The sequence below is a fragment of the Providencia sp. UF-183 genome (assembly GCF_058246155.1).
Map to the genome: position 1 here is coordinate 22,757 of NZ_JBSICD010000005.1, position 13,175 is coordinate 35,931.

The 13,175-nt window shown below is 42.3% G+C and carries 12 protein-coding genes; 2 read left to right on the forward strand and 10 right to left on the reverse strand.

Annotation, left to right across the window (positions count from 1 at the left end):
* Positions 1-91: 91 nt before the first annotated feature.
* The 3 genes from AC4IFT_RS05775 to AC4IFT_RS05785 form a co-directional block, all read right to left on the reverse strand.
* Positions 92-991 (reverse strand): Dyp-type peroxidase, encoded by a 900-nt coding sequence (locus tag AC4IFT_RS05775; protein WP_490732105.1) that lies wholly within the window; start codon positions 989-991, stop codon positions 92-94.
* Between the two features lie 248 nt (positions 992-1,239).
* Positions 1,240-1,845: an RpoE-regulated lipoprotein gene (locus AC4IFT_RS05780; protein WP_490732107.1), complete on the reverse strand. Its 606-nt coding sequence runs from the start codon at positions 1,843-1,845 to the stop codon at positions 1,240-1,242.
* Positions 1,846-1,935: 90 nt separating this feature from the next.
* Positions 1,936-2,367, reverse strand: coding sequence for a GNAT family acetyltransferase (locus tag AC4IFT_RS05785; RefSeq protein ID WP_490732109.1), 432 nt, complete (start codon positions 2,365-2,367; stop codon positions 1,936-1,938).
* Positions 2,368-2,503: 136 nt separating this feature from the next.
* On the opposite strand from AC4IFT_RS05785, the gene hemF reads away from it, so the two are divergent.
* Both hemF and AC4IFT_RS05795 read left to right on the forward strand, forming a co-directional pair.
* Positions 2,504-3,421, forward strand: a complete 918-nt coding sequence (hemF, locus tag AC4IFT_RS05790; RefSeq protein ID WP_490732111.1) for an oxygen-dependent coproporphyrinogen oxidase — start codon at positions 2,504-2,506, stop codon at positions 3,419-3,421.
* Positions 3,422-3,580: 159 nt separating this feature from the next.
* Complete coding sequence (locus tag AC4IFT_RS05795) at positions 3,581-4,708, forward strand: M4 family metallopeptidase (RefSeq protein WP_490750823.1); 1,128 nt, start codon at positions 3,581-3,583, stop codon at positions 4,706-4,708.
* 147 nt (positions 4,709-4,855) lie between these two features.
* Here the strand turns inward: AC4IFT_RS05795 and rluF are convergent, their stop codons facing one another.
* The 7 genes from rluF to rodZ form a co-directional block, all read right to left on the reverse strand.
* Positions 4,856-5,728 (reverse strand): 23S rRNA pseudouridine(2604) synthase RluF, encoded by an 873-nt coding sequence (rluF, locus tag AC4IFT_RS05800; protein WP_490732114.1) that lies wholly within the window; start codon positions 5,726-5,728, stop codon positions 4,856-4,858.
* Positions 5,729-5,900: 172 nt separating this feature from the next.
* A complete protein-coding gene (der, locus tag AC4IFT_RS05805) occupies positions 5,901-7,379 on the reverse strand; it encodes a ribosome biogenesis GTPase Der (RefSeq protein WP_219247039.1) in 1,479 nt (492 codons plus the stop codon).
* A gap of 129 nt (positions 7,380-7,508) precedes the next feature.
* Positions 7,509-8,681: an outer membrane protein assembly factor BamB gene (gene bamB, locus AC4IFT_RS05810; RefSeq protein WP_490732117.1), complete on the reverse strand. Its 1,173-nt coding sequence runs from the start codon at positions 8,679-8,681 to the stop codon at positions 7,509-7,511.
* Between the two features lie 20 nt (positions 8,682-8,701).
* A complete protein-coding gene (locus AC4IFT_RS05815) occupies positions 8,702-9,325 on the reverse strand; it encodes a YfgM family protein (protein ID WP_490732119.1) in 624 nt (207 codons plus the stop codon).
* 10 nt (positions 9,326-9,335) lie between these two features.
* Entirely contained in the window at positions 9,336-10,613 is a 1,278-nt protein-coding gene (hisS, locus tag AC4IFT_RS05820) for a histidine--tRNA ligase (RefSeq protein ID WP_219247033.1), read from the reverse strand.
* A gap of 222 nt (positions 10,614-10,835) precedes the next feature.
* A complete protein-coding gene (gene ispG, locus AC4IFT_RS05825; protein WP_219247031.1) occupies positions 10,836-11,954 on the reverse strand; it encodes a flavodoxin-dependent (E)-4-hydroxy-3-methylbut-2-enyl-diphosphate synthase in 1,119 nt (372 codons plus the stop codon).
* A 156-nt stretch (positions 11,955-12,110) separates the two neighbouring features.
* Positions 12,111-13,058 (reverse strand): cytoskeleton protein RodZ, encoded by a 948-nt coding sequence (rodZ, locus tag AC4IFT_RS05830; protein ID WP_490732122.1) that lies wholly within the window; start codon positions 13,056-13,058, stop codon positions 12,111-12,113.
* Between the last annotated feature and the right edge of the window lie 117 nt (positions 13,059-13,175).

Genomic DNA, 13,175 nt, shown 5'->3' on the forward strand with positions numbered 1-13,175 from the left:
GTATCAAATAGTTAAATACATGAAGCCTATTCAATGATGGAAGTAAAACTAAGGGAAAGGAAATCGCCGCATCCGTGCGGCAAGGAGTCATCTATAATGCAAGCAAGGTTTCAATCGAAGGCGCGTAGTAATAGCTGCCAGAAACCGCTTTCGTCATACGCAGTAAGTCATCATGTTTACCGTCTTTTTCACCGAACATGCTTAACAGTTGCTGTTCAATATTGTGTAACCTTGCGCAATAGGCGATGAAAAATAACCCGTGTTTACCGCTTGCTGTCCCATATGGCAAGCTGTGGCGCATCACGGAAAGCTCTTCACCGTCTTCTTCAATCACGACACGAGAGACGTGGGAAGTGACATTTCGAGCATCTTCATCCAGTTCAACGCTGTCTTTCTTCGTACGGCCAATCATTTTTTCTTGTTCATGTTCAGAAAAACGATCCCACTTTCTTAAATCGTGCTCATAACGTTGCACTAAAACGTAGCTTCCACCTTTATCGTTCCCTTCTTCAATCAAGGTAACTTCGGCAATTTCTTCCCCTTGTGGGTTTTCAGTGCCATCAATAAAGCCACTTAAATCGCGGTCTTCAACCCAGCGGAAACCATGAATTTCTTCAACGACATTGATGGACTTACCGAATGCTTTTAGTGCCGCTTGCGCTAATGAAAAGTTAATATCATGGCGTAAGGACTGAATATGAATGAACATATCGCGCTGAGTTGCAGGTGCCAGCCCTTTCCCGAGTGCTCGAAACGGCTTTAGTTCAGGTGCACTCTCTGCATGCCCCATTTGCTTCCACGTATCAGAACCAAACGCAATCACTGCACCTAGACGGTCATCTGGATACTGCGCCTGTAATTTTGTTAAAGCATCGACAAAGTTTTTGCAACCTGCTTTCACTTCATCAAGCGAACCTTCTTGCACCAATGCTTCAATAAAAATACCGAAACGACTGTGTTCTTTCAAAATACCACTTTGAGAATGAGACATACGGTAAACCTCGTAAAATGAATATGTTATCTAACCTATCTATTATCTAGGACGATATCACTATCGTACCTTATCGTCATCTTCTTCACCTTGTTTTAACGCAAGGCTTTATAGGTTTCGCTCTCTATTATAAGAAAGAAAATTTAACAAAGGGGAAATTTCTTTAAGAAATTTAATAGAAAAAATATCGGAGAGATAAAAAAATACCGTAAATGATTTAGCCACTTACGGTATTTTTTGAAGAAAACTTATTTATGCCAAAGAATTTGAGAGATTTCCCACTCTTTTAGGTCGTTATCTGACGGCATTAAATCTTCAGGGCCTTGCCATTTACCTGTAAAGCGATACACCACTTGGCTAGATTGTGGTGAATTACATTCCACTGTAGGGGCATTATCGACACGCTCACCTAATCCACACACGCCAAAGGCTTTTTCATAAATATCGCTAAATGGCGTACCGATTTTTGGCCCCCACTCCGTCACAACATTCGGGTCACTCACCACAATTCGTGAGACATAACCATGCTCAGGGCCAATAATTTCAACTTTAACTTTATCGTCATCAATACCTTGGAAAATCGTGACGACCTCGCCATTTTCCATTTGCATCCCATTACGGATGGCATAACGGTTATTCAGTTGTTCTTTAACAGTATCCGCCTGCATGGGGGTAAAATTAGTCACTTGGCCTAGACCAGAGCTGGACACCATAAGTGGGCTACTGAACCACGTTGATGGAGAGAAAACTTTAAACCCTGCACAGCCCGATAACATTAACACGGTGCCTAAAAGTGAAATTTTTAACGTTGGGGCAAACCACGCTGGGGTGTTTAAATTTGCATGTTGGGACATATCATCCTCTTTAATTCGTCGCATAATGCATATTGTGACAATCTATTTGCCGAAACATTCAAATCAATGGGTCAACAAATAGCAATTAACTTAGAAATCCGTTTCGTGTGTTAATTTTTTCGAGTAAATCAAGCGCTCAGGCTGTTCTTCTTCATACTGCATTTTTTCAAACATATAGATAGCGGCATCAGATTCTTCACTAACTAATAATTCTATCCTACCACACCCACGAGCAATCAATTTCTTTTCAAGACGGCTCACTAACGCATTTGCGATGCCGCGCCCACGATAATCAGGGTGTACAGCAAGATAAACGGCGGTGCCACGGATACCATCATAACCACCCATAATAGTGCCAACAACTTCCCCAGTTACTTCAGCAACTAAAAACAAGTCTGCACCACATTGTAATTTACGCTCGATGTCTAGCTCAGGGTCACCTGAGAATTCATTAAGGGAACAACGCTCCCATAATGTCAGCACCTCTTCATAATCACTTTGGCGGAAGATCCGTATTTCCATAACATTTGCCCGTTTAAACTAATCTTCCTGCCATTATCACTGGTTTTACAACACAATCAATATTCAATATGCCTTTTTTACCTTAAAGGGGTATACTTTAACCATTATTTTTTCCCTTTGGTTTTATTATAAAACAATGAATTACCCTGATATCGATCGTGTAAAAGCCTATTTGCAAAGCTTACAAGAGTCTATTTGCAAAAAAATCACTGAGCTAGATGGTAAGGAAACTTTTCTAGAGCAAACATGGGAGCGCGCTGAAGGTGGTGGCGGTCGTAGCCGTGTTTTAACAAATGGCACTCTATTCGAGCAAGCGGGTGTCAATTTTTCACATATCAAAGGTGCTCAACTGCCGGTCTCTGCATCCGCACACCGACCTGAACTGGCAGGCCGTAGCTACCAAGCGATGGGCGTTTCCTTAGTCATCCATCCTCTAAATCCATATATCCCAACCACACATGCCAATGTGCGCTTTTTTATTGCCGAAAAAGAGGGAGAAGCTCCCGTTTGGTGGTTTGGCGGCGGGTTTGATTTAACACCGTATTATGGTTTCACTGAAGATGTTGTTCATTGGCATACTGTTGCACGAGATTTATGCAGCCCCTTCGGTGAAGATGTTTATCCCAAATATAAACATTGGTGCGATGAATACTTTTTCCTGAAGCATAGAAACGAACCTCGGGGTGTTGGCGGTTTGTTCTATGATGACCTCAACCAAGGCGGCTTCGATCACTGTTTTAATTTTACCCAAGCTGTCGGTAATGGTTTTTTAGACGCATATGTACCGATTGTAGAAAAACGACGCGACTATCCATGGGGCGAACGAGAGAGACAATTTCAGTTATATCGCCGTGGTCGCTATGTCGAATTTAACCTTGTCTGGGATAGAGGTACATTATTTGGTTTACAAAGTGGCGGTCGAACCGAGTCAATTCTAATGTCAATGCCTCCACTTGTTCGCTGGGAATATGACTATCATCCCGCATCAAATAGTCCCGAAGAAAAACTCTATACTGACTTTTTAATTTCAGGTAAAGAGTGGTTATCACCATAATTAATAATATGCACTTATAGAGAAAGGTAGAAATATTGCGTTTTTACCTTTCTAATAAAATGCAGCAATCATTAACTTAGTTCCTTAGATATCATATAGTTACAAATAAAAAATAACCGATTATGATTCCATCTCACCCACTTGAAATGGAGTTATAACATGAGTCAAATCCTTGCCCGTTCATTATTATCCCCGTGTTTAGTATCAAATTTCATCGCTGAAAATGGTTCAAATGAGCTTAAATCTACCCTAATACACATTAATGATATGATGAGCCGCGTTTCTTCTGATGAAGAAGTTCAACGCCAGCGTAATTTACTTTCTCTGTGCAAAAATAATGCTTACAACCGTGTTATCCGTGATGCACAACAGCCTGTTGCACACCAAAGTCATCAACATTCTGATTTGCCTATTTGCCAACGTGATGAACTCTCAACCGATGAACATATGCTTTATGATGATTATAAAGTCATCATGACTGAAGAGGATGCCAAAGCACCATCAGCACCTGCTGGCCATGTTTTCAATTCTATCGGTACGATCCGCCAATTTTTCAAGGAGAAATTAAATATTGATCAAATGTTTGGTTGTGCTGCTGATATCAATGCGATTATTCATTTTGGAACAAACTACGCCAATGCTTTCTGGGATTCTCAAGCTATTTTCTTTGGGGATGGAGATGGAAAAACTTTTGGTCCATTCTACAATGACATTGACATAATCGCGCATGAACTTGCTCATGGCTACATTAGCTCAAAAGCCAATTTTAACTATATATTTCAATCTGGTGCATTAAATGAATCTGTTGCTGACGTTATCGGCATCATGGTCAAGCAGTTTATCAACAATGAAAGTGCTAGCACATCCAATTGGTTACTTGGGGAAAAACTGTTCATTGATAAAGTTAAAGCCCCTGCCCTGCGTTCTATGTCTAAACCCGGTAGTGCGTATTACTTTTCAAAATACAATAAAGACCCGCAAGTTGCTCATATGCAAGATTATAAGGATCTACCTTATACTATTGATAACGGTGGTGTTCATATTAATTCAGGTATTCCAAATCGCGCATTCTACTTATTGGCGACTGAATTAGGCGGTAATACTTGGGATGTTGCTGGGAAAATATGGATTGCTGCGGTGTCCGATCCTGAAATTACATCAAAATCTAACTTCAAACAGTTTGCAACCGCAACAGTGAATAATGCACGTAAACTATTTGGGGAAAAAGTGGCCTTACAAACACAAAAAAGTTGGGAAGATGTTGGGCTGGTACTCGATAAACCTTAATTGTTCACCACAAACCAATAAATTAAAATGTAATTAATTATCCAATCGTGTTTTCATTATTTATATAAAAAAGGCCGATGTTTAAGCACTGTAAATGCCCAATCACTCAGCCTTATATTGCAGTAAAATTTTAACTAAACCCACACGTTAACGCTTTTTCTTTTTACGACCCGGTTGTGTAAATTTTTTACGTGTAGGGTTTTCAGGTTTTGCCTTGGGTTTACTTCCTGTACTTTGTTTCGCACTACTACTTTTATTGCTTGTCTGCACTTTTTGTGATTTTTTCGGCTTAATATCTGATTCTGATTTTTCCATCATATCAAATAGTTCAATAAGCTCATCGTCGGTTAAATCACGCCATTCACCTACAGGTATTCCTGCAAGTCCAACATTCATAATACGAATACGCTCGAGTTTCGTGACTTCAAAGCCAAAATGTTCACACATACGACGGATTTGGCGATTAAGCCCTTGTACAAGGGTAATGCGAAAAACAAATGGCGCTTCTTTTTTGACCTTACATTTTTTGGTCATTGTGCCAAGAATAGGAACACCTGCGCCCATGCCACGGATAAACTCGTCGGTAACCGGTTTATTGACCGTCACAAGATACTCTTTCTCATGGGAGTTGCCTGCACGCAGAATTTTATTGACCAGATCCCCGTGGTTAGTTAAAAAAATCAGTCCTTGGGAGTCTTTATCAAGACGCCCAATCGGAAAAATACGGGTACTGTGATTAACATAATCAACAATATTATCTTTCTCACCACTTTCTGTCGTACTGACGATCCCCACAGGTTTATTGAGGGCTATCAAGATTAAGTCATCTTCATTACGCGCTTCAATCAGTTGACCATTTACTTTAACGATATCACCTGCAAAAACTTGGTCACCAATACCTGCACGTTTCCCGTTGATAAACACATTACCTTGCTCAATATAACGGTCGGCTTCACGTCTTGAGCAAATACCGCTTTCGCTTATATATTTATTTAGTCGTGTGGAAGAACGAGTATCCATAAATTCCCTCAATCATTTATGACCCGTCGACGCCATTGTTATTCATTATTGGCCGCACGGGTTTGCGCTTTAGTCGCTAAAATTGTCAAAAGATAATATAACAAAAAGCCGTAACAGGTTGATGTGTTACGGCTTTGACTTTCATTAAGGCAAAATACGCCTTAATGACATTCTAACGTTTTTTCAAATGCTGCATTAAACGCTTACGCTTACGTAATTGCGTTGCAGTTAGCTTGTTTTTCTTATCTGCATACGGGTTTTCACCCTCTTTAAACAGAATACGGATTGGTGTTCCCATCACTTGTAATGAACGGCGGAAATAGTTCATCAAATAACGTTTATAGCTATCTGGTAAATCAGACACTTGGTTACCGTGGATCACCACAATCGGTGGGTTATGTCCGCCTGCGTGCGCATATTTCATTTTCACGCGACGACCACGGATCAACGGTGGTTGATGCTCATCTTCGGCCATTTTCATAATACGGGTCAGCAATGCCGTACCAACACGACGTGTTGCAGATTCATAGGCTTCTTGAACAGATTCAAATAAGTTGCCTACGCCGCTGCCATGTAGTGCAGAAATAAAGTGAATACGCGCAAAATCCACAAAGCCAAGACGTAGCTCAAGCATGTCTTTAACGTGTTCGCGATCTTCCGGCTTCATCCCATCCCATTTGTTGACCGCAATCACCAATGAACGACCCGCATTCAGAATAAAGCCCAGTAATGATAGATCTTGGTCAGAAATACCTTCACGTGCATCGATAACTAATAAAACTACGTTAGCATCTTCAATGGCTTGTAACGTTTTGATGACTGAGAATTTTTCGACCGTCTCAGTGACTTTACCCCGCTTACGTACCCCAGCCGTATCAATGAGAATATATTCACGCTCATCACGTTCCATTGGAATATAGATACTGTCACGGGTGGTGCCAGGCATGTCAAATACAACCACACGCTCTTCACCTAAAATACGGTTTGTTAACGTTGATTTACCCACGTTAGGGCGGCCAACAATCGCTAATTTAATTGGTAGCGTTGTTGGGTCAAAATCATCTTCTTCGTCTTCAGCAAGCTCACCTTCGGCTTCTAGCTCAGCCCAGTATGCCGCATTTTCTTCTTCTTCCGTTAACTCAACTTCTTCTTCATCTTCACCAATAAATGGTTTCAATGATTGTTCGATTAGTTGAGTGACGCCACGACCGTGGGAGGCAGCGATAGGGTGAATTTCACCTAAGCCAAGGGAATAGAAATCACCAATTGCCGTGGTAACATCAATACCATCAGTTTTATTGGCAACTAAATAGGTTTTTTTCTTGCGACTGCGTAGGTGTTTAGCGATGCCTTCATCAGCAGGCATTAAGCCTGAGCGCGCATCAACCATAAAGAGTACGATGTCTGCTTCTTCAATCGCTTGTAAGGACTGTGCTGCCATGTGTGTTTCCACACCTTCTTCAGTCCCATCGATACCACCCGTGTCGATAATAATGAATTCATGCCCTTCAACTTCAGCACGCCCATATTTACGGTCACGAGTCAGACCAGGAAAGTCCGCTACTAATGCGTCACGGGTACGGGTTAAACGGTTAAATAACGTGGATTTTCCTACGTTTGGACGCCCTACCAGCGCTACGACGGGTATCATTCTTAGATGCCTCACAACTTTAATTAACTAAGGAATTCTGAGGCTTAAACTCAGAAAACAAAAAAACGAAACGGCTCCTGTTATCAGGAACCGTTTATTTTATCGATAAAATGGCGTTTTGTCAGGAAATTAACGCGTTAACAGATAAACTGTTCCGTTTTTCGCCTGAACCATGAGCTTATCACTCGCCACGACTGGACGTGCATGAATACCGGAGCTATTCAGTTTGTTTTGTGCAACAAAGCCCCCAGTGTTCATATCCAACCAGTGTAAATAACCTTCTTTATCACCAACAACAAGGTAACCATTATACATTTCTGGTGCAGATAACCCACGGTTTAGCAGTTCTTCTTGCGTCCACAGTGTTACACCATCACTTTTACGTACAGATAGCACACGGTCATTTTGGTCTACCAGATATAAGTTTTCACCGGATAACACCATGTTATTTACTGAGCCTAATTCGCGTTTCCACAGAATTTGCCCTGAACGCATATCTAACGCAGCTAATGTGCCGTTGTATGCAATCGCATACACTTTACCATCGTCAATGATTGGTGACATATCTACATCATTCAAACGACCAATTTCAGTTGAGCTGGTCACTTGTGAAATACGTTGCTGCCAAATCAGCTGACCTTGGGATAATAACACTGCACTAACACGGCCGTTATCACCACCGACGATTGCGGCACCAAAGGCGACCGCTGGCGCTGACTCACCACGTAAAGACAGTGATGGCGTATCCATGTTCACGGTCCATTTGATTTCACCGCTGTTAACATCTAACGCCTGCAACTGGCCATTGCTGGTGTGGATCATCACTAAGTCATTGCTAACCGTTGGTTTAGACAGCGCTTCACCAGCAACTTCCACATCCCAAACGACTTGTCCATCGTCTTTGTTCAACGCAATCACTGTACCGCGTTCAGTACCAATAAAGATTTTGTCACCATCAATGGTTAAACCACCAGACAGCAGCGCAGACAAATTAGCAGAAAGGAAGCCAGTACGCTTAGAGAGATCAACAGACCAAATTTCTTTGCCGCTATCGAGCTCTAATGCTTTCACTAAACCTTTACGATCAGCCGCATAGACTGCTGAACCATCCCAAACAGGCCCTAATTCAGAGTAAAATTGTTCAACACCGTTACCAACAGATTTATCCCAAACAATTGATGGGGTAAATTGATTCTCAACCTGTGGAAGTGGCGCCATAATGATAGAATCAGTTTCGCTGGAACAACCGGCAAGTAAAGCTGAAGCGACGAGGCCTATCAAAAGAGTTTTGCGCAACTGCATGTTTGTCGTTTCCTTTCTTCTTATGAATTAGATACGTTGTTCAATTTCAGAGTCAAAATACCTCTAAGAGATTGAGAACCTTCACTTTCTAACCCCTGTGCGTAAGCCGCTTTCGCACCGACTTTATCGCCCTTATGGAGTAAGGCATCACCACGGACATCCTGTGCCGTTGCTTGCCATGACTTACCTTTAATGTTCGCTACAGAAGCGATTGCTGCATCAGCGTTGCCTTGTGCAAGTTGCACTCGCGCTAAACGTAGATTGATAAGGTCTTGCATATCAACCGTTTTCGCTTTTGCTAGCGCGTTGCTTAATGCTGTTTGCGCATTCGCTAAATCACCTTTATCCACTGCGATTTGCGCGAGCTCCAGCCCCATCATGGCACTGTAAACATCATCCGTTTCAGCTGCAAATTTTTGTGCGGCAATAACACCCTGCTCTGAACCTGAGCGTAATTGGGTGTTAATGGTTTCATATTTTTGCGCACTTTCTTGTAGGATATTGACTTTATGAGACTGCCAATAGTTCCAACCGAATACCCCACCCACACCAATGACGAGACCAATGACTAATGGCGCGCCATAATTCGCGAAAAAGCGTTTAATCGCGTCAACTTGATCATTTTCGTTTGTATAGACTTCCACTTGTCTCTCCTTAACCTAATAGCTCAGTGATACGTGATGCCATTAGTTGCTGTGAAATGGTTTCTTGCTCGCCAGTACGCAAATCTTTTAGGGTAACTTGGCTATTATTAATTTCATCTTCCCCCAAGATCAGCGCAATTTTAGCGCCTTGCTTGTCGGCTCTTGCTAACTGTTTCTTGAAGTTTCCGCCACCATGGTTAGTCATTAACCGCAATGTTGGTAATTCGTCACGCACTTTTTCTGCAACCAAAAGAGCGGCTTGTTGGCTGTTATCACCAAAAGAGGCCAAGTAGACATCAGCAACTGAAGTGTCAGCTGTAAACTCAGGGTTCACTTCCTGCACTAATAACACCATGCGCTCCATACCCATTGCAAAGCCAACCGCAGGCGTTCCGCGACCACCCAGTTGTTCAACTAAGCCATCATAGCGACCACCCGCACACACCGTACCTTGTGAACCCAGTGCTGTCGTTACCCACTCAAAAACAGTGCGGTTATAGTAATCAAGGCCACGGACTAAACGCTGATTAACACGGTATTTAACTCCCGCATTATCCAATAATTTGCATAAGCCATCAAAGTGCTCACGTGATTCGACATCAAGGTAGTCAAACAGTTCCGGCGCATCGTTCAATAAAGTTTGAACATCTTGATTTTTGGAATCCAAAACACGTAATGGATTCGTGTACATACGACGTTTGCAGTCTTCGTCCAACTTGTCTTTGTGTTGCTCTAAGAATGCCACCAGTGCTTCACGGTAATTAGCACGCGCCTCTAAAGAACCAATGGAGTTCAGCTCTAGGGTGACATGTTCGCTAATCCCTAACGCTTTCCACCAGCGCGCTGTCATGAGAATGACTTCAGCGTCGATATCTGGCCCCGCTAACCCAAACACTTCAGCACCTAATTGGTGGAATTGGCGGTAACGACCTTTTTGTGGGCGCTCATAACGAAACATTGGCCCTAAATACCATAAACGCTGTTCCTGATTGTACAGCAGGCCATGCTCAATACCCGCACGGACACAACCTGCGGTATTTTCAGGGCGTAATGTCAGACTTTCTTCGTTACGGTCGTTGAAGGTATACATTTCTTTTTCAACAACATCCGTCACTTCACCAATCGCTCTGCGAAATAGCGGGGTCTGCTCTACAATCGGGGTACGAATCTCACTAAAACCATAACCCTGTAAAATATTTTTTAATGTTGCTTCGATTTTCTGCCATACACGTGTATCAGCTGGCAAGTAATCATTCATGCCGCGAATGGCTTGGATATTTTTTCCCACGTTCTTTCTCTATTTTCAGAATTACATTAGTTTGATTATAAGAGCGAAATATCATCAGGTTCAATCAACAAACAGCAAATCCTGATACGAATCGAGATTTATCCGTTGATTTGCGCAGTCCTTGACCGATTTCAAACACAAACACAGATAATAATTTGAATTGTGCTCTAAAAATTCAAGCTACAACAGATAACGATGCAGCTTGAAGTTATATGAGCAAATCTAGTTTTTTAAATTAATCTCGATTCGGTTGCTTTCGTCCATCATGGCCGCTTTAGCACGAATCTTCGCTTCTAATTGGTCGATAATTTTATCATTATCGAAGCGTTCTTTTTGGCGCTTACCATCTTCATAAAAACCGCTTTTGGTTTTAGCACCCGCAACGCCTAACGTTGAAACTTCGGCTTCACCTGGGCCATTGACCACACAGCCAATAATCGAGACGTCCATTGGTGTGATCAAGTCTTCTAAACGCTGCTCAAGTTCATTCACCGTGCCAATCACGTCAAACTCTTGTCGTGAACAGGTTGGACACGCAATAAAGTTAATGCCTCGAGAACGGATCCGTAATGATTTGAGGATATCAAACCCAACTTTAATTTCTTCAACAGGGTCAGCTGCTAACGAGATACGCAAGGTATCACCGATGCCTTCAGACAGTAACATGCCAAGGCCGATAGCAGATTTAACGGAACCCGCACGCGCACCGCCTGCTTCGGTGATCCCTAAATGCAGCGGTTGGTCGATTTTATTCGCCAGTAAACGGTATGAACCGACGGCTAAAAATACGTCAGAGGCTTTAACGCTGACTTTGAATTGGTCAAAGTTTAGCCTATCCAAGATATCAACATGGCGCATCGCCGATTCCACTAACGCTTCTGGCGTTGGTTCGCGATACTTTTCTTGAATATCTTTTTCCAGTGAACCGCCATTCACCCCTATGCGAATAGGAATGCCATAATGACGAGCACAATCAACAACTTGACGAATACGCTCTTCACTACCAATATTGCCCGGGTTAATCCGTAAGCAGTCCACGCCGTATTCTGCGACTTTCAACGCGATGCGGTAGTCAAAGTGAATGTCTGCGACTAATGGCAAGTTAACTTGTTGTTTAATCAGTTTGAAAGCTTCCGCTGCATCCATTGTCGGAACAGAAACACGCACAATGTCGGCTCCAACACGTTCAAGAGCTTTAATTTGGCGGACAGTAGCTTCGACATCAGTAGTGCGGGTGTTAGTCATTGACTGAACAGCGATAGGGGCACCGTCGCCTATTGGCACGCTACCTACATTGATACGGGTGGATTTGCGTCTTTTTATCGGTGATTCGTTATGCATTTTTCTTTAATTCTCCGAACGTCCATGTGCTCTTTGTTACCGTGGTATAGTGTTAACTATTGCTTCTATGCATTCCACTATACACAAGAAAGCAAACTATAACCTATCAAAAAAGATGTTTTCGGATATAGTTTGCTTCTTCTTTACAATTTATTTTTAAGCTTCTGGCAGCTTAAATTTCGCAGGACGTTTCGCTTTAATAAAGCGACTTAAGTCAACTGGATTACCTTGAAATTGAACAGTCACGTTAGCTGGCGCACCGATATTCAAACGATAAGGTGCTGTGCCATCGAGCTCCAGTTTATCGCCATTATTTTTCGCGCCACTGAATAAAATTTTATTGTTCGCATCACGGATTTCTAACCAACACTGCCCTGTAAAATTCAAGACTAATGCACTGCTACTCACTGGTGCAGGCTCTTCCGTTTGCGTATTTTGCGTTCTGTTTTGTGAAACTGTTGATTGAGGTGCATTCGGCAATGGAATGGTTCTCACGCTTGCTGGTTCAGAAGCAGTATTTGATGCAGTCCCCTCTGGAGCCAATGTTTCTGGCGTATTTTCCAGTGTCGCTGTTCCAACTGTAATGGAAGGATCATCGATTGGGTTAGGTAATTCAACAGGTGTTGAGTTGGTATCTTGTTGAGACAAAATCAAATCGCTTTGATTCGCCATCGAAACTAATTCGTCTTTTTGCGCGTTGTGGTCTTGCCACCACCAAATACCCACCATGGCTATCAAGATAATCACAATTAACCACGTTAGTTTCATTAACCAACCTTCGCGTTTTTTGCGTTTCTTACCCAGTGAGTAGCTTTGCATTGGCGACACTTTAGCCAGCGGGACAGGCTCTTCCACTTTCATAAATGCTTTAATGTCACTTTCTGGCACACCCACCATACGAGCATATAAACGGATGTAACCACGTAAAAAAGTGGGCTCAACACCAGCAGGAGCAATGTCTTCTTCTATCTCTTTTACCGTACTGATTTTAAGGCACAATCGTTCCGCAACAACATCTTGCGTTAGCCCCATGCGCTCACGTGCCTGCGCCAATAATTGTCCTACAGTGACACTAGTTTGTTCGGTATTATTTTCGATAGTCATTTGCTGGCAACACTATTTCCAAGTTAAAAAAATATAAAGCGAACATTCATAAGCTTTATTCGTCAGAATTTATCATAGTTTTGAAACAACAATTAAATTTATCTTATTGCTTTAACT